The 18,024-nt window shown below is 32.8% G+C and carries 13 protein-coding genes, 2 tRNA genes and 2 rRNA genes; 11 read left to right on the top strand and 6 right to left on the bottom strand.

Annotation, left to right across the window (positions count from 1 at the left end):
- Positions 1–294 precede the first annotated feature (294 nt).
- From C1I91_RS27180 to C1I91_RS27170, 3 genes are all read left to right on the top strand, one after another.
- Positions 295–3,199: ribosomal RNA gene (locus C1I91_RS27180) — 23S ribosomal RNA — on the top strand.
- A 55-nt stretch (positions 3,200–3,254) separates the two neighbouring features.
- Positions 3,255–3,372, top strand: a 5S ribosomal RNA gene (gene rrf, locus C1I91_RS27175).
- Between the two features lie 6 nt (positions 3,373–3,378).
- Positions 3,379–3,454: transfer RNA gene (locus tag C1I91_RS27170), tRNA-Phe, on the top strand.
- 180 nt (positions 3,455–3,634) lie between these two features.
- On the opposite strand, the gene C1I91_RS27165 is transcribed toward C1I91_RS27170, so the two are convergent.
- On the bottom strand, positions 3,635–4,093 hold the full coding sequence (locus C1I91_RS27165) for a peroxiredoxin (RefSeq protein ID WP_128215731.1): 459 nt from the start codon (positions 4,091–4,093) through the stop codon (positions 3,635–3,637).
- 648 nt (positions 4,094–4,741) lie between these two features.
- Here C1I91_RS27165 and C1I91_RS27160 point away from each other — a divergent pair.
- From C1I91_RS27160 to C1I91_RS27140, 5 genes are all read left to right on the top strand, one after another.
- The gene (locus tag C1I91_RS27160) at positions 4,742–5,488 is read left to right on the top strand and encodes a peptidylprolyl isomerase (RefSeq protein ID WP_128215730.1); all 747 of its coding nucleotides are present in this window, start codon (positions 4,742–4,744) and stop codon (positions 5,486–5,488) included.
- 353 nt (positions 5,489–5,841) lie between these two features.
- Positions 5,842–6,507: a hypothetical protein gene (locus C1I91_RS27155; protein WP_128215729.1), complete on the top strand. Its 666-nt coding sequence runs from the start codon at positions 5,842–5,844 to the stop codon at positions 6,505–6,507.
- Positions 6,497–8,263 carry a hypothetical protein gene (locus tag C1I91_RS27150; RefSeq protein WP_128215728.1) on the top strand — a complete coding sequence of 589 codons (1,767 nt, stop codon included), beginning with the start codon at positions 6,497–6,499 and terminating at the stop codon, positions 8,261–8,263. Before C1I91_RS27155 ends, C1I91_RS27150 begins: the two co-directional genes overlap by 11 nt.
- A 30-nt stretch (positions 8,264–8,293) precedes the next feature.
- Entirely contained in the window at positions 8,294–9,400 is a 1,107-nt protein-coding gene (locus tag C1I91_RS27145; protein ID WP_128215727.1) for a glycosyltransferase family 4 protein, read from the top strand.
- 64 nt (positions 9,401–9,464) lie between these two features.
- A complete protein-coding gene (locus tag C1I91_RS27140) occupies positions 9,465–10,358 on the top strand; it encodes a glycosyltransferase family A protein (protein WP_128215726.1) in 894 nt (297 codons plus the stop codon).
- Positions 10,359–10,500: 142 nt separating this feature from the next.
- On the opposite strand, the gene C1I91_RS27135 is transcribed toward C1I91_RS27140, so the two are convergent.
- From C1I91_RS27135 to C1I91_RS27120, 4 genes are all read right to left on the bottom strand, one after another.
- Positions 10,501–11,895, bottom strand: coding sequence for an oligosaccharide flippase family protein (locus C1I91_RS27135; protein WP_238476069.1), 1,395 nt, complete (start codon positions 11,893–11,895; stop codon positions 10,501–10,503).
- A 358-nt stretch (positions 11,896–12,253) separates the two neighbouring features.
- Positions 12,254–12,901: an HAD family hydrolase gene (locus C1I91_RS27130; protein WP_128215724.1), complete on the bottom strand. Its 648-nt coding sequence runs from the start codon at positions 12,899–12,901 to the stop codon at positions 12,254–12,256.
- A 212-nt stretch (positions 12,902–13,113) separates the two neighbouring features.
- The gene (locus C1I91_RS27125) at positions 13,114–13,614 is read right to left on the bottom strand and encodes a phosphatase PAP2 family protein (RefSeq protein WP_164880681.1); all 501 of its coding nucleotides are present in this window, start codon (positions 13,612–13,614) and stop codon (positions 13,114–13,116) included.
- Between the two features lie 171 nt (positions 13,615–13,785).
- Positions 13,786–15,135: a [Fe-Fe] hydrogenase large subunit C-terminal domain-containing protein gene (locus tag C1I91_RS27120; RefSeq protein WP_128215722.1), complete on the bottom strand. Its 1,350-nt coding sequence runs from the start codon at positions 15,133–15,135 to the stop codon at positions 13,786–13,788.
- Positions 15,136–15,616: 481 nt separating this feature from the next.
- Here C1I91_RS27120 and C1I91_RS29520 point away from each other — a divergent pair, with 481 nt between their 5' ends.
- The gene (locus tag C1I91_RS29520; protein ID WP_275051641.1) at positions 15,617–15,739 is read left to right on the top strand and encodes a hypothetical protein; all 123 of its coding nucleotides are present in this window, start codon (positions 15,617–15,619) and stop codon (positions 15,737–15,739) included.
- A gap of 48 nt (positions 15,740–15,787) precedes the next feature.
- Complete coding sequence (locus C1I91_RS27115; protein WP_164880680.1) at positions 15,788–17,182, top strand: N-acetylmuramoyl-L-alanine amidase; 1,395 nt, start codon at positions 15,788–15,790, stop codon at positions 17,180–17,182.
- A 210-nt stretch (positions 17,183–17,392) separates the two neighbouring features.
- Here the strand turns inward: C1I91_RS27115 and C1I91_RS27110 are convergent.
- Positions 17,393–17,468, bottom strand: a tRNA-Pro gene (locus tag C1I91_RS27110).
- A 231-nt stretch (positions 17,469–17,699) separates the two neighbouring features.
- Here C1I91_RS27110 and C1I91_RS27105 point away from each other — a divergent pair.
- Positions 17,700–17,999: a hypothetical protein gene (locus tag C1I91_RS27105; RefSeq protein ID WP_128215720.1), complete on the top strand. Its 300-nt coding sequence runs from the start codon at positions 17,700–17,702 to the stop codon at positions 17,997–17,999.
- Positions 18,000–18,024: the final 25 nt, after the last annotated feature.

Raw genomic sequence — 18,024 nt, 5'->3', positions numbered from 1 at the left:
ATTGTTCTTTGAAAATTGCACATAAGTTAAAGTAAAGATATTTACTAATCTTTGTAATAAATTATTGATAAGAATGCACGCTAGTATTCAAATCAATAACTGGTTTGTTCAAAACCAAATTATGAAATGTACTTTTCTAAGTGCAGAACCATAATTTGCGAAGCAAATTAGGAATGGCATTAGAACCAAGCAGTACAAGGAACCGACGAACGGAGCCGCGGAGCTTACTTCGGTAAGTGAGCAGTGTAGTGAGGAAGGTGACGAAGTAATGCGCCGGTTATAATGACATGACATGGTTAAGCTAGAAAGGGCGCATGGTGAATGCCTTGGCATCAAGAGCCGAAGAAGGACGTGACAAGCTGCGATAAGCTTTGGGTAGGCGCAAATAGCCTGTGATCCAAAGATCTCCGAATGAGGAAACTCACGTAGGTAACCCTACGTATCTTATAGTGAATACATAGCTATAGGAGGGTAAACCTAGGGAACTGAAACATCTAAGTACCTAGAGGAAGAGAAAGAAAAATCGATTCCGTCAGTAGCGGCGAGCGAAATCGGAAGAGCCCAAACCAAAGATTTATCTTTGGGGTTGCGGACAGAACATAAATGTGGTGGCTATTGTAATTGAAGATATCTGGAAAGATACACCGTAGAAGGTAATAGTCCTGTAAGTGAAACAAGAAGACCATAGTTCTGCTCCAGAGTACCACGAGACACGTGAAACCTTGTGGGAAGCAGGGAGGACCACCTCCAAGGCTAAATACTACTTGATGACCGATAGTGAAGAAGTACCGTGAGGGAAAGGTGAAAAGAACCCCGGGAGGGGAGTGAAATAGAACCTGAAACCGTGTGCCTACAACCGATCAGAGCACCATATGTGTGTGATGATGTGCTTTTTGTAGAACGAGCCAACGAGTTACGGTATGTAGCGAGGTTAAGTACTTAAGGTACGGAGCCGAAGGGAAACCGAGTCTGAATAGGGCGAATAGTTGTATGCCGTAGACCCGAAACCGGGTGACCTATCCATGGCCAGGTTGAAGCGAAGGTAAAACTTCGTGGAGGACCGAACCACGTTGGTGTTGAAAAACCATGGGATGAGCTGTGGATAGCGGAGAAATTCCAATCGAACTCGGAGATAGCTGGTTCTCCCCGAAATAGCTTTAGGGCTAGCGTCGGATATGACTAATGGAGGTAGAGCACTGAATGGGCTAGGGGGCATATCGCTTACTGAACCTTATCAAACTCCGAATGCCATATAGTATTAGTCCGGCAGTCAGACTGCGAATGATAAGATCCGTAGTCAAAAGGGAAACAGCCCAGATCGTCAGCTAAGGTCCCAAAGTATAAGTTAAGTGGAAAGGATGTGGGATTTCTAAGACAACTAGGATGTTGGCTTAGAAGCGACCACTCATTAAAAAGAGTGCGTAATAGCTCACTAGTCGAGAGATCCTGCGCCGAAGATGTTCGGGGCTCAAACTTATCACCGAAGCTACGGCTAGTAGATTTAATCTACTGGGGTAGGGGAGCGTCGTAATCGGGCTGAAGTCGTACCGTAAGGAGCGGTGGACTGATTACGAGTGAGTATGTTGGCATTAGTAGCGAGAACTAGGTGAGAATCCTAGTGGCCGAAAACCTAAGGTTTCCTCAGGAAGGCTCGTCCGCTGAGGGTTAGTCGGGACCTAAGCCGAGGCCGAAAGGCGTAGGTGATGGACAATCGGTTGATATTCCGATACCACTGCAAATCGTTATTACCGATGGAGTGACGCAGGAAGATAGAGTGTGCTAGCTATTGGATGCTAGTCTAAGCACTTAGACATGCAAGTAGGCAAATCCGCTTGCTAAGTTAAGGTGATGGGGAAGGCCCTTGTGGCTGAAGTACTTGATTCTACGGCCGCCAAGAAAAGCTTCTAGGGAGAAATGTAGTGCCCGTACCGCAAACCGACACAGGTAGGTGAGGAGAGAATCCTAAGGCCGGCGGAAGAATTACAGTTAAGGAACTCGGCAAATTGACCCCGTAACTTCGGGAGAAGGGGTGCCTACGAGAGTAGGTCGCAGAGAATAGGCCCAAGCAACTGTTTAGCAAAAACACAGGTCTCTGCTAAAGCGAAAGCTGATGTATAGGGGGCTGACGCCTGCCCGGTGCTGGAAGGTTAAGGGGAATCGTTAGCGGTAACGCGAAGCGGTGAACTTAAGCCCCAGTAAACGGCGGCCGTAACTATAACGGTCCTAAGGTAGCGAAATTCCTTGTCAGGTAAGTTCTGACCCGCACGAATGGCGTAATGACTTGGGCACTGTCTCAACTGTAAATCCGGCGAAGTTGTAGTGCAAGTGAAGATGCTTGCTACCCGCGATTGGACGGAAAGACCCCGTAGAGCTTTACTGTAGCTTAGCATTGAGTTTCGGTATTGTCTGTACAGGATAGGTGGGAGACTGGGAAACATCCTCGTTAGGGGATGTGGAGTCGACCTTGGGATACCACCCTGACAGTACTGGGATTCTAACCGGGCACCATGAAGCTGGTGACGGGACATTGTTAGGTGGGCAGTTTGACTGGGGCGGTCGCCTCCAAAAAAGTAACGGAGGCGCCCAAAGGTTCCCTCAGAACGGTCGGAAATCGTTCGTAGAGTGCAAAGGCAGAAGGGAGCCTGACTGCGACACTTACAAGTGGAGCAGGGACGAAAGTCGGGCTTAGTGATCCGGTGGTACCTCGTGGGAGGGCCATCGCTCAACGGATAAAAGCTACCTCGGGGATAACAGGCTGATCTCCCCAAGAGTCCACATCGACGGGGGAGGTTTGGCACCTCGATGTCGGCTCGTCGCATCCTGGGGCTGAAGTAGGTCCCAAGGGTTGGGCTGTTCGCCCATTAAAGCGGCACGCGAGCTGGGTTCAGAACGTCGTGAGACAGTTCGGTCCCTATCCGTCGCGGGCGTAGGAAATTTGAGAGGAGCTGTCCTTAGTACGAGAGGACCGGGATGGACTGACCTCTGGTGCACCAGTTGTTCCGCCAGGAGCATAGCTGGGTAGCTACGTCGGGAAGGGATAAACGCTGAAGGCATCTAAGCGTGAAGCCCACCTCAAGATTAGATTTCCCATAGCGTAAGCTAGTAAGATCCCTCGAAGAACACGAGGTTGATAGGTCGGAGGTGTAAGCATGGTAACATGTTCAGCTGACCGATACTAATAGATCGAGGGCTTGACCAAAACAAATATTACAAAGTAAACTTAAGTGCAATTTTGAAAGAATAATCTTTCAAAATCTAGTGATGATGCGTCTAAGGGTTACACCCGTACCCATACCGAACACGAAGGTTAAGACTTAGACGGCTGATGGTACTGCATGGGCGACTGTGTGGGAGAGTAAGTGGTCGCTAGGTAAATGTGGCTAGATAGCTCAGTCGGTAGAGCAGAGGACTGAAAATCCTCGTGTCCCTGGTTCGATTCCTGGTCTGGCCACCATAAGCATAGTACATATAGTACTATGCTTTTTTATTTTTTTAAAAAAGTAGTACAAAAAATTCACTAAAGGAGCTACTTCAGTGAATTTTCTATTTCTTAAGAAGTTTAATTGAAGCTTTAACAGAACCTTTATTTCAAACGCATGTTTTAGTAACACTCAAATAATATACAACTCTAAAATTAAATACTTTTTAGTACTTCCAAAACTTCTGATATATGCTCTTTTACTTTAACTTTTCTAAATTCTTTAACTAAAACACCATTTTCATCTATTATGAAAGTACTTCTTTCTATGCCAAGTACCTTTTTTCCATACATATTCTTTTCTTTTATTACATCGTAGATTTTACATACTTCTTCATTTGAATCACTTAACAGTATAAATGGTAATCCAAGCTTATTTATAAACTTTTCATGTGAAGACAAAGAATCTCTAGAAACTCCTAATACTATTGCATTATAATCACCAATTTCATTATAGTGATCTCTAAAATCGCAGGCCTCATTAGTACAACCAGGAGTATTATCCTTAGGATAGAAATAAAGCACTATCTTCTTACCTTTGTAATCACTTAATTTATGTATATTACCATCAGAACCTGAAAGAGAAAAATCTGGCGCCAAACTATTTATTTCCATATACAGTGTTACCGTTGACAAAACTTTATAAAACTCTATAAAGTTCATTCCTTTTTCGTTGAACCCAATTTTGTAAACTCAAAAGAGTAAACTACTTTTGTTTGATGTAGTTCTCCAAAGGCTTAAATTCCCGTACAACGCACGGTACATATTCGTAAACGCTTGTTAGTGCTTAGTTTACGAAGTGTCAACATTCTCCTTTCTTAATATTTATCAAATTAATCTTTATCTCTCCACACGGTGTTAAACACCCTCACCATTCTACTGGATGACTACATCACTTTCGCAATGTATGGGAATCACAATAAACCACCGACCTCAACGAAATGAGGATTTTATAAAAGATTATCATAGTTTTATAATTTTTTATAAGTTTTCTTTAACTGTTACTAGCCTCCTACTATTATTTGGTTATTATTATATAATAGTTATTATTAGATATCAATAATATTTTCTATTAAATTTATATTTATTGTTTTAGTAGGTCATGAAGTTGATGTTTTGATAAATTATAGTGTTTATAATTATATAGATATGAAGCTGTGTACTTACAAAGTATAAGTTTCTGAAGAGTAAAAATATGAATATTATGCTATTTGTGATATGATAAATAAGATTAAAACTTTAATATAAAAAAGGAGACTATTTATGGACAATAAAGTGTTAGCCGTAGTTGGTGGAAACGAAATAACTGAAAGAGATTTGATGGAGGTTATAGAAAGATATCCTGAAGATAGAAGAGGCGTTTTTGCTAGTGAAATGGGCAGAAAGCAATTACTTGAGCAAGTTATAAGCTTTGAATTATTATATAAGTTCGGTAAGGATAATGGATTTGATCAATCTCAAGAATTTTTAGCTCAGATTGAGAAAGCAAAAAAGGATATATTAACTCAAACAATTATAAATAAGATACTTTCAGAAGTTACAATAACTGATGAAGAAGCTCTTAAATACTATGAAGCTAATAAAGAAGCATTTATGGAACCAGAGACTATTTCAGCTAAACACATACTTTTAGATTCAGAAGAAAAACTTAATGAAATAAGAGCAGAGATAGTGTCAGGTAAGAAATCATTTGAGGAATCAGCTGCCGAATATTCAACTTGCCCTTCAAGCGAACAAGGTGGAAATTTAGGATCATTCTCAAAAGGAATGATGGTACCAGAATTTGAAGAAGCAGCATTTATGTTACCAGTAGGTGAAGTAAGTGAACCTGTTAAGACTCAATTCGGATATCATTTAATAAAAGTAGATGCTAAAAATCCTTCAATTGTTAAGTCTTTTGATGAAGTTAAGAATCAAGTTATACAACAACTAATCCAAGAAAGACAAGAAAGAAAGTATCTTGATTTTGTGCAAGAATTAACTGCAAAGTACGGTGTTGAAAGAAAGTAGATAGCTTATATTAATAATAGTAATTGAAAGGTGGATAAAATGATCTAAAAAATCATTTTATCCACCTTTTCTTTTCTTTAGTAAGATTAAGAAATTAGAAAATTAATATTAATGTGAATTAAAACTCTAATTATGATTAAGAATTAAAGTATAGCATTTTTTTGAAAATATATTTATTGCAGGTTATTAAAAAAATAGTGAGTATACAATAATAAAGCTTTTTTATAATATTAATCTCATTATAGGCAGCAAATTTGAATAAATCATATAGTTTAATTATATAAATAGATTATCATGTAAATTTGTATAAAAGTATACATTTAAACCAATTATAAGTAAGGGGTAGCTAAGTGATGAAGAAAAATATAATGATACTTGTAATATCTACCGTTATATTATTGATATGCATTATATATAGACCAGTTGCTAATGAGCAATCAATAGTTATAAATGTAAAAACTTACAGTTCCATTGATCCGGTATTATATAAATTACCTTCTATTTTTCAAAGTAAATACAATAGTACTATTACTTTGAATTATGTTGGAAGCACTACTGATGCAGACTTGATATTGGCCCATGAAGCATTAATTAAAGATAAATATAAAAAAGAGGAGTTTGAGGAATTGACAAATAGGGAAGATAACATAGTAATAATCAACGATGAAAGCTATGTTGATTTTCTTAATACCAATAGAACTCAGCGTATTACATTGGTTTCTAACGAAGTTAGAGATTATCTTATTAATGAAGGGTATTATAAAAAGTTAATTACAGCAGATGACTTGTTGGATAAGGCAATAGCAGATAAGAATATAAATGCAGTGGTTTTTAGAAGTGAGTTGAACAATTATATGGAACAAAGGTATTTAACAGAAATACCTAATAAAGTGAGTAATTTAAATAAGAGTGATACCGTTAAGCTTCTAATTAGAAAGAATTCTAGAGAATATGATGAGTTAAAATCAGCAATTAAACTGATTCTGGAGGAAGAGGAGAGAAAGAATAGTGAGAGGTAAATTAGTATTAGATAAGAAGCATTATTTTATCTTTTTAATAATATTCTTAGCTGTGATTTGTGGTTATATAAATACTACATATGTAAAGTATATTAATGTTAGAATTTACTTTTTGGATGTAGCGCAAGATAAGATTGAACCATTAAATAATAACAATATAAGAGTTATTAACTCTTATAATAATGAGTTTCATAGTAAGTACAAGAATATACTGATTTCGCCAGAGAACTCTAAGGAATATATATATAGGATGGAAGTTAAGAGTAAAAATAATGAATATAAAAACTTAAATACTATATATGAAGAGTATAGGGATGGTTTGATGAAGCGGGGAGCTTTCTTTATATCCAATAGTAATTATATAAATGAAGATATGACTAACATCAAAGTGAAAAATATAGCATTTAACTTGATGATGGGGATTATTTTTATATTTGTCATAAGGTTTTTAGAGAAGGTGATAAATAATACTAGGTATGTGTTTATTAAAGAAAAGTGTCCATATACACTATTGGCATTAGTATATTTTCTATCATCAATGATTAAAGTTAGTGTTGTATTAATAGCACTTTTAATATCCTTTGGAATTATAGCAAATATAATAAAAAGAAATATAGATAAGAAGCAACAACTTTTACTATTATTTAAGGTATCAGTAATTTTTAAGGTTGTTGCAATAATTGGGTTTAATTTGATTAATTATATTAAATATAAAACGTTATATAACTACACACAGCCAGATGAGCTGTTTTATTATTCTACAGCAGATTATTTATATCAAAGAATATTAAACATCTCTCACCTGAGGATATTGGAGCTTACAAATGGTAACAGGCAATTTGGTTATAACTTGTTCTTAGGTTTACTAAAAGTACTAAATAATGGAGATATATTAATAAGTGCTAAGGTGGTTAATTTACTAATCGGATTAGTATTCATATTTATAATGTATGAGTTTTCCTATAAATTATTAAGAGAGCACAAAGTTGCAATAATGACAGCATATATGATGGCTATACTTCTTACCTTTTCACTTTTTAGCTCAATTGCACTTAGAGATGTATTATTATCGTTATTAATATGTCTGCTTCTTAAGGAAATAATAATTGAAAATGGAAAATATACAATTAAGAAGTTAGTAAGAATAATGATTATATCCATAGCATTATGCTCATTAAGGATATTTGTCTTTATGATTATAGCATTATTACTTGCATTATATAAAACTGTACAGTATGGGCGAAAAAGATCCATAAGTATTGTATTTACGGCTTTAGGTTTAGTATCATTGGCCTTTATATTTATTATACTAGCTGGTAGGTTCTATAGATTGAGTATGTTTAATTTTATATACCCGTATATTAGAAGAGTAGGTTTGCTGGGGTATATAAAGGGATTGGTGTTAAGTAGTGTAAACTTAGATTTTATAGTGAATATAGGGGGCACCATATATACTTCTCCAAAAGCGCTTATACTTAGAATGTTATATCCAGATACCTTATTTCTTATAATTACATTTCCATTTATGATATTAGGCTTTTTTAGCTTATTTAGAAGAGTTAAGGATATTTCAGTAATTATTATAATAATGTTTGTATCGTTAATAACTATATATACTATCCAATATGGTGGATGGTTCTTAAGAATACAGCTTCAGATATTTCCATACCAATATATGGTCATAAGTCTGGGGATATTTGAAGTGTTTAAGAATGTTAGATTTAAATTTGTTGATAGATTTAAGAATTATATATAGAAGTATTATATATAATTATTTGGAGGTATTATGAAAGGTTCAAGAATACTTCATGTTGTTGCTACTGATAGGTTAAGTGGGGCAGAAAAGGTCGTTTCAGATATATGTACTAATTTAAGTAATAAATTTTCAGCTATAGTAGTTTGTTCAGGCGGTGAGTTAAAGCAATATTATGAAGAGAGGGGTCTAAAGGTTTATTTAGCTGATGTAAATAGAATTAGCCCTATGGAAATTATTAAGATAAAAAACATATTGAAAGAAGAAAATATAAACTTAGTTCACGCCCATGATGTAAAAGCTTCTATAGCGTCTCAAATAGCTTGTGGATCTCTAAATATACCGGTTATATCTCATATTCATGTAAATTATACTTGGATGAAAGATAATAAGCTAATGTCAGCTATAGATAAGCATTTTAGGCGTAAGTACTCACTGTCGATTGCATGTTCAGAGCTTGTAAAGAAATATTATTTAGACAATAATGATACGGTAAATAAAGAAAAAATAACTTATTTAGACAATGCTTTTAACTTTAATGAGTTTAATAAAATAAATCTCGGAGATACAAATAAATTAAGAGACGTGCTTAAAATATCGGAAAAAGACTTTGTATTTGGATATTTAGGAAGATTAATAGAGATTAAAGGAGTTGATCTATTAATTGAGAGTTTCTCTAATATAGCAAGGGAGCATTCTAATGTTAAATTACTTATTGTAGGAGATGGAACTGAAAGAGTTAAATTAGAAAAGTTGGTCAAGAATCTAAATGTAGAAGAAAGTGTGATTTTTACTGGGTATCAAAAAAATACTTATGACTATATGGAGCTTTTTGATTGTTTTATACTTCCATCTATAAGAGAGGGACTACCGATAGCTATGCTTGAGGCTATGGCTATGAGAAAGGCGGTTATTTCTACTGCAGTAGCTGGAGTAGTAAAATTAATAGATAGCGGTTATAATGGCCTAATATTAAAGAACAGAAATGAAAAGGAACTCATAGAAGCAATGATATCCTTATTAAATGATAACGAGAAGAAAAAGCAACTTGCTGAGAATGCATATAATTGCCTAAAAGACAATTACGATATAAATAATTATGTAGAGAAACTAGAAGTTATATATTCAAGATTTATATAAGCAAGCTATGTGTTAATGTGGCAGCTTTCTGATCAGATATATTATTAGGTATGAGGTAGGTAAAATGAAAGAAAACTTTGTAACAATATTTACGCCAACTTATAATAGAGGTAATTTACTAGGAGAGCTTTATGAAACTTTGACCAGACAAACTAATGATAACTTTGAGTGGTTAATATATGATGATGGATCTAGTGATAATACAGAAGAAATTGTTAACTCATTTATAAGAGAAAATAAAGTTGGTATAAGGTATACTAAAGCTAAAAATGGAGGAAAACATGTGGCCATAAATAATGGATCAGAATTAGCTATAGGTGAATTGTTCTTTATAGTGGACTCTGATGATATGCTGACCTATGATGCAGTAGATTATATATTAACTTATTGGAAGTCTATACCGGATGATAAGAAGCATTTATATGCTGGAGTAGGCTCTAATAGAGCTATACTGGATAAAGATAATAATAAAGTTGTAAAAAAGCTAAAAAATGAATACATAGATGCTAGCTTTACAGAGTTTTCTCTTTTACTAAATAATAAAGCTGATAAAGCTGAGGTATTTAGAACTGAATTATTAAGAAAATATAAATTTCCTGTATTCGAAAACGAAAATTTTATGACAGAGGCGGTTATATGGTTCAAAATGGCTGACGATGGCTATATTATGAGGTGGTTTGATGAAGCTATATATATATGTAAATACAGAGAGGATGGATTAACTCAAAACTCATTTAAAGTTAGGTTAAAGAATCTAAATGGAACTTGCCATGCATATAACTTGCTTTCATCTTATAAATTACCTAAGAAAAATATTATAAGATACAAGGCTAACTATTTCAGATTTGGATTACATAAAGGAAATACTATAGGCAAGTTAAAAGATAGCTTAATTGATAGAAGATATTGGATTGTTTCTAGTATATTAGGTAGAATACTATATATTAAGGATAGTTAGATAGTGGTATATATTATGATACAGCTATAACGCAGTCGCTAATTTTATATTAGAGACAGCGTTATAGCTGTAAATTTATTTTTTTTATAATAAGGAGCTATTAACCGACCTGTTGAAGCTAATTAGATAATCCTTCAAAGCTTTAATTATGCTTTATTAACTTAAGTTTAATTAAGATATCTAAAACTACTTCATCCTTTGTAAGCAATAATATTACTCCATATAAACTAGCATTTATAATAATAGAGGCTAATATTATAAGTATAAACTTATGAAGGTATAGCTTAATAATAAGAGTTATTGGAATAAATAAAAGGGATATAACTAGATACTTAAACTTATCAAAAGTTAACAGAGAAACTTTAACTTTTAACTTTAATTTTATGACGGTATATTCGGCAATAACCAGTATCCATGTTGAGATCGTTGTGGTAAATATAGCTGATACATGATCCAATAAATTGAGCTTTATTAGTATTACTTTTAATATGAAGTTTAATAAACCAAGTAAAGCAACCAATAACATTGCTAACTTTTCTCTTCTATGCACATAAAAGATGCTATTAACTAATAGGTAGTCTAAACCTGTAGCAATCATATATATACTAAAAACTTGAAGGACGGGTATGGATTGAGCAAATTTTATGCCAAAAAGCAAGAGTATTATCTCTTTCGATAAAACAAGTACACCAATTGAAGTTGGAAGAAGTAGTAGAAGATAAGTTCTTGCTATCTTGTTTAGTAGATATTCATAAGCATCTCTACCTTGAGAAGCTAGCACGTTAGATAAACGAGGTATAGATACTAATACTATTGAGAGTAGAAGATAATTAATCATGCTTCCAAGCATTTGACTTGTATTATAATACCCTACGGATGTTTCTCCAGCATAGGAGCCTAACAATATCTTATCTAGTTGGGTAAATAGTATACTAGCGTTTGACATTATAACAATTATGAATAGCGGTTTTAAATGCTTTTTTAAATCAAGTTCTGAAAAATTAAATGATATTCCCTTTTTTATATATATAAAACTAGCCAAATAATTTATAAATGTAAGTAATGAATTTAATGCAGCATATTTTATATAATCAGTTGGGTTTCTTACTAAGATAAGTAGAAATATAACATAGATACTTCTAATTATTATTGTCTTAATAGTAATAAAACGATAACTTTCAGTTGCTTCACACATCCACTCAACATAAAACACATTGCTAAAAAGAGTAAAGCCATATATGAGAAGTACTAAAAATTGTGGCTGATTTGAAAACTTTATAAACACAAATAACAGGTATACTATGATTACAAGCAAATTAGAAAGCATACCTATAACAAATAAGCTACTAAAAAGTTTGCTTGACTTTTCCTTATCATCTCTTATCCTACTAATTTCCCTTAGTCCATAATTATAGATTCCAAAGGTTGCAAATATAAGAAAGTATGTGTATATAGATTCACTAAAATAAACCCTACCCATATAAGTTGGCCCTATTATCCTAGATGCATAAGGCCCGATTATGAGAGGTATAATCATATTGAAAATTGTTAATAGCGATTTGTAAAATATATTTTTAGTTATAGAATTTTTTGAAGTCATTATCGTACCTTTCTTTATAAGAGTAGTATTGATGAAATACCTGTGAAAAACAACCCTATAATGTTAATTTTTCCATACTTTATATATTTATACCCATCAAGGGTTGCAAATATTACAATGACATCCATAAACTCATGGCTTTGCTAAGGTATCCTGTTGAAATTAAACAAAGCTTAAAAATTATATTTTTCTACATAATAAAAAATAAAGACTCTGCATAAATAAGTGTATTTACACTGTATGCAGAGTCTTTATTTTCTCTATAATAGAAAATAATTAATTGAATAGGATTATATTATATTACTATATCTAAATAGCTTTCTATATATCTGTTTGCAATTGATTTAACCTGTTCTACATCATCTTTGGAAGATTCATCATAAACGCCCACTACCTTCATGCCAGCTGCCTTTGCACCTTTAACAGCAACAAGAATATCTTCGAAAACCACACACTCATTAGGGGTAATACCTAATTTATCAGCAGCTAAAAGATATACATCTGGAAAGTTTTTTCCCCTAGATACTTCATCGGTAGTTGTAATAGAATCAAATAACTCGTATACACCATTAGCTTCTAAGGCTGCTCTTAATAGCTCCTGAGAATTAGAAGTAGCTAAGCCTATCTTTATGTTTAAGGCTTTTAATCTTAATAAAAAGTCTTTAGCACCAGGCTTTAACTTTACATCTTCGCGATAGTGTGCTACAGCCATTGAATGCCATTCATCCATTATGTCCTCTATATTATCTGAAATATTAAACTTATTTTTAAAATATAAAGCTGTTTGTTCAAAGCTAAGATGTCCGATTTCTTCTTTAAGATTATCAGGTTTAGTTAATCCTTTATTTATTAGGTAATCAGTATCTATCTTGTCCCATATCCACAAAGAATCTATTAAGGTACCATCTAAGTCAAATATTGCTGCCTTTATGTTTTGTAGCATTAGCAAAATCACCTCATTAAAGTTTAGTGTTAGGAATAATTATATAATGATATAGATATCTAAGTTCTAATATTTACAAATAAGCTTATAGTTCTACTAATGTAAGTTTAGTAAGCTATCTGACATTTCTTGAACTAGAATGTCCATAACAGAAATGCTATATCTATATAAAATAATTTTAGTTTATATTAATAGATATAGCAATGTAAAATTTACATATTTATATTTATGAGAAAATTGATTAATACACCTATAATCATACCTATAGATACATCTGTAACATAATGCACTCCAAGATATAATCTGGAGAATGCTACTATTAAGGCTAATAGTACAAATAATATAGAAAGGTGTGGAATTAGAAAACAAAAGGATGTAGCTAGGGAAAATGCCGCAGTAGTGTGTCCAGAAGGAAATGAATATTTATCAATGCCTATTTTATTTATATATAAATCTTTAATAACCAAGAAAGGCCTTGTTCTTCCAACTATAAATTTTATTAAGTTGCAGATAAGTGCACTAACTATAAGTGGTAGGATTATCTTTAGAGGCGATTTTACAACAAAGATTGATATTATAGAAATACATACACAAAATTGAATTGAACCTAGATATGTTGCCTTAGGCATGAGAAAGTTAAAAAGGCTGCACCTAAGTCCTTTATTTATTTTAATAAGAATAAGTTCATCATGAGCAAGAACTTTTTCAAGCATTATATCAACACCTCTCAAGTAATATTTATAATGATAGCATAGGAATATTAAAATATTATTAGTAAATGTAAAAAATATAAGAAGTTTTCTATTATATTTATATAAAAATACCACTATCATAATATTGGATTTCATCCAAATTGATAGTGGTTTAAGAAAATATTTATTTAGTTAAAATTTTCTCTCAAATATAGCTACTTTATGTTCATCTTGAAAGTCTTTTAGGGAGTTTATACCAAGCTCAGATAAAACCTCGTTCATTATATCGCTATGGGTAGAAACTTTTATTGGAGAATCATAGGCAACTCTATTAGATACCTCTTTTCCATATTCTCTTGGAACCAATGCTTTTGGACCTCCTACGCATCCTCCAATGCATCCCATACCCTCTATAAAGTTTGCATCTATTTCACCAGCTTGAGCTTTTTCAAGAATTGCTTTACATTCTTTTACACCATTTGCCTGAACTGCTTTAAAAATCGAGTGTTTCTCAGGAAAGAGTTCTTCTATAGCCTCAGAAACTGCAATGGAGACTCCACCAGTTCTTGCATATAGTCTTCCTCCTCTTGATGCATACTCAATTGAAGGAACACCATGGAGTTTAATTGGATCAATGTCTAATACATCAAATATTCCTTTCAATTCCTCAAAGGTTAGAACATAATCAATTGCTGAGTCTATATCTTTTTCTCGTGCTTCTGCTTTTTTAGCTATGCAAGGTCCAACAAAGACTACCTTAGCATCAGGATTTAGCGTTTTTACCATTCGTCCAGCGGCGATCATAGGAGAAACAGAAGGTGAAACATCTTCAACTAAATTATCATAAACTTTTTTCAGCATACCAACCCACATTGGACAGCAACAGGAAGTTATTAGGAAGTCTCCTTCTTTATTAACGTGCTTATCAAACTCCACCGCCTCTTTTATAGTCAACATATCTGCAGCAAAGGCTACTTCAACCATATCTGCAAAGCCTAACTTTATAAAAGCTGAACGTAATTGATCTAGTGTGACATCATCTCCAAACTGACCAGATATAGCAGGGGCAACTGCAGCAACAACTTTTTCATTGTTTTTAAGAAGCTCCATAATTGGTAAGAACTCTATTCTATCTATGAAGTTACCACTTTCGCATGCATCTATGCACAGGCCGCAATCAACACATAGTGTATCATCTATATAGGTACTACCGAAATTTTTATCTTTTTTTATAGCATTGAACGGACAGGCTTTCTGGCATCTAGAAAGTCCCGTATCATCAGTTTTGCAATCATCTGAGCAGTTACCTAACTTTTCAACAATCCTTTCTTTTACTTTGTAATCAGTTATGGCTTTTTTTAAGTTATAGATATAGTTATCGTCTTTGTATACATCCACTCCGCATAGTGAGGATACTATATTTCTAGCTTCATCTTTGTTAAAACTAGGATCATTAATTATTTCGTTAATAACTTTGTCAAAGTCACCCTCATAATATGATTTTACAATTTTTTTGAACAAATCTTCATATTCCTTTTTCATGGAAGCCTCCTAATTTAGAATAAAAAGTCTATTTCTTATACTCCTTAATATTTTTCAAATCTATAGTAATTTGAATATTACTATATTAAAAAACATAAGGTTGAGTTATAAGAAAGGTATATGTACATAAAGATAAGTATAGTATCTTCTATTACATGGAAATTAATTCATTTATTAATTGTAGTATTATAAAAAATTAGCTAAAGTGACCTTATTTAGTGAATCTTTTTGCGCCTCTACCTTTCTGAAAGCATATGAGGAAAATTTGGTAGGTGACATGATTTCTATTTTTTATCTATTATCCAATATATATACATTTAAGCTATATGCACATAGTTATTCACAGCTTTATACAAAATATAATTTCCTAAAGAATAAAAATTAATTAAACAAATATGAATGCTCTAGGTATTATTTGGAGAAATTAGATAGAGTATTATTTATAAGTAAATTTTATTATGCATAAAAAAGGGTGGTATTTATGTACTATATAGCTGGATTTCTTTTTTGTGGATTTATAAGTACCTTATGTCTAGCACTGTGTAAAGCAGCAGCTAAAGAAGAAGAGTATTATAGTCAGGTAGCAAGAAAAAATAAAAATTAGTTAATAATATAATATTATTGCAATATACATATAATGATTAAACATTATATGGAGATGAATTTTGGTATGATAGATTTGGTACTTGATGCTGGACATGGGGGAAGGGATCCTGGGGCAATAGGTCCAACTGGACTTCAAGAAAAAGAATGTAACCTTTATATCGCTAAAAAATGTGAGGAGATACTTAAGAAACAAGGTATAACCGTACAACAAACAAGAGCTGATGATAGTTATATAGGACTTTCTGAAAGAGCCAAAATAGCTAATGATGCTAATAGTAAGTATTTTATTAGCATACACATTAATAGCGCAGACATACAAACTGCAAATGGAACTGAAGTGTATTCCTTGGTAAAAGGAGGAGAGGGTGAGAAATTAGCGCAAAGAATTTTGAGTAGTATGGTTAATGAAATTAATTTAAGTAGTAGAGGTGTGAAGTTTGCTAACTTTGCAGTGCTTAGAGAAACTAATATGCCTGCTATATTAATTGAAACCTGTTTTATAAGCAATGTTAATGAAGAGAGGTTATTGAGAGAGGATAGTTTCAAGGATAAAGTTGCTCTTTCAATTTCAAAAGGATTTCTAGACTATATAGGTATCTCTTATAAGGAAGATGTTTCTGTTACTGATGACGATAGTAAGCTTACTCCATTAATAGCGCCGTCACAAGCGTCCAAAGATCAGGGCAAGCAGTGGGCTAAAAATAATGGAGGTACAGAATTATTTATATCTCTAGCTGATTTGTATTGGTCGATGTATTCAGCACATGGAAATATTAATCCTACTATAGCTTATGCGCAAGCTGCTTTGGAAACCGGATATGGTAAGTTTGGAGGTAGTATAGATGAGAGTTTCAAGAATCCTACTGGAATAAAAAGTACAAGTGCTAGAGATGATTCGGCAGATTCATATGTAAGATTCAAAAGCTGGAAAGACGGAGTATCAGCACATCTTGATCATTTAGCTTTATATGCTGGTGCTGATGGTTACCCAATTGAAAATACTACAGATCCAAGACACTTTGCATATTTAAATGGCAAAGTTAAGTATGTTGAAGAACTATCAGGTAACTGGTCAGCTTCTCAGGATTATGGGTTGAAGTTATTGAAGCTTATAAATGATATAGAAGGAGTTACTGTTGTTGATAAATTTGAAGATAGTAATATTTATGAAGATAGTATTATAGAAGAGAAATCAGAAGAAAAGGAAACTATAAAAGCTGTAAAAGATAAGTTACTTACATTTTCAGAAGAGATAGACAATTTAAAAACTAAGTATCAAGAATTTTCATCTGTTATTAATGATTTAGATAAGATGATAAGTTATAAAGATAGTGAGAATGAGAGATTATTAAAAGAGAATGGGGAACTTATGGACAAGGTAAAACAGTATGGAGAAGTAATTGATGATATACTCAATATTATTAATACAAGAGCAAGGTAAGAAAGTAGCTGAAGAGATCTTATTTTATTGATTTTTTAGGCATCTGCTTTTCTAGAGAAAATAAAAAGAATGTATTTTAGTATGGTTTATTTTATTGATGTATAACATAAAACATTATGCTAAATATTCATAGTTATTAGACCACGAAAACATAAGGATTTTGTAATTTTATAGAAATAAAAAAGGAATTGTATAAATACAATTCCTTTTTGGTCGGGGTGACAGGGATTGAACCTGCGACCTCATGGTCCCAAACCACGCGCGCTCCCATCTGCGCCACACCCCGCAGTACACTAGTAATTATAAGATACTTTTTTTGCATTGTCAATATATAATGATAAAAAATATGCAACTTGTCAGATTTTCTTATAATAGAATTATAAAAGTTATATGTTTAGGGATATTACCGATATGGCGACTTTAGTGAATTTTTAAAAGTGTTAAAAATCAGATATAAATTCTTTATACAATGAGGTATAATATATTATCATATAATTATTTGATGGAGGGAATGTTTATGAATCTTACCACAATAATAATAGAGGTAGCAAGCATAATATACATAATTTTTGGGCTACTTGTACTTTTTAGTAAGGGATTGAGAAAGAACGTTGAAAGAAGCAATGCTAAGGATATGAATGGTTATATAGCTTTTAATGGAAAGTTTAACTTAGTACTAGGTATAATTGGAGTATTTATTGGATTGCTTGACTATTTCTTTCCTTCACTTACTAAGGTTTGGATAGGACTGTTTTTGATAATAATGCTTGGATCTTCAGTTATACAGGCTAAGGTTAGTAGACAATTTGTAAAGTAAGATTTATGGAGTTATCTTAAAAGAT

This window comes from Clostridium manihotivorum, assembly GCF_004015185.1.
Taxonomy (GTDB): Bacteria; Bacillota; Clostridia; order Clostridiales; family Clostridiaceae; genus Clostridium_AR; species Clostridium_AR manihotivorum.
This window is presented reverse-complemented; position numbering and strand designations above follow the sequence as displayed.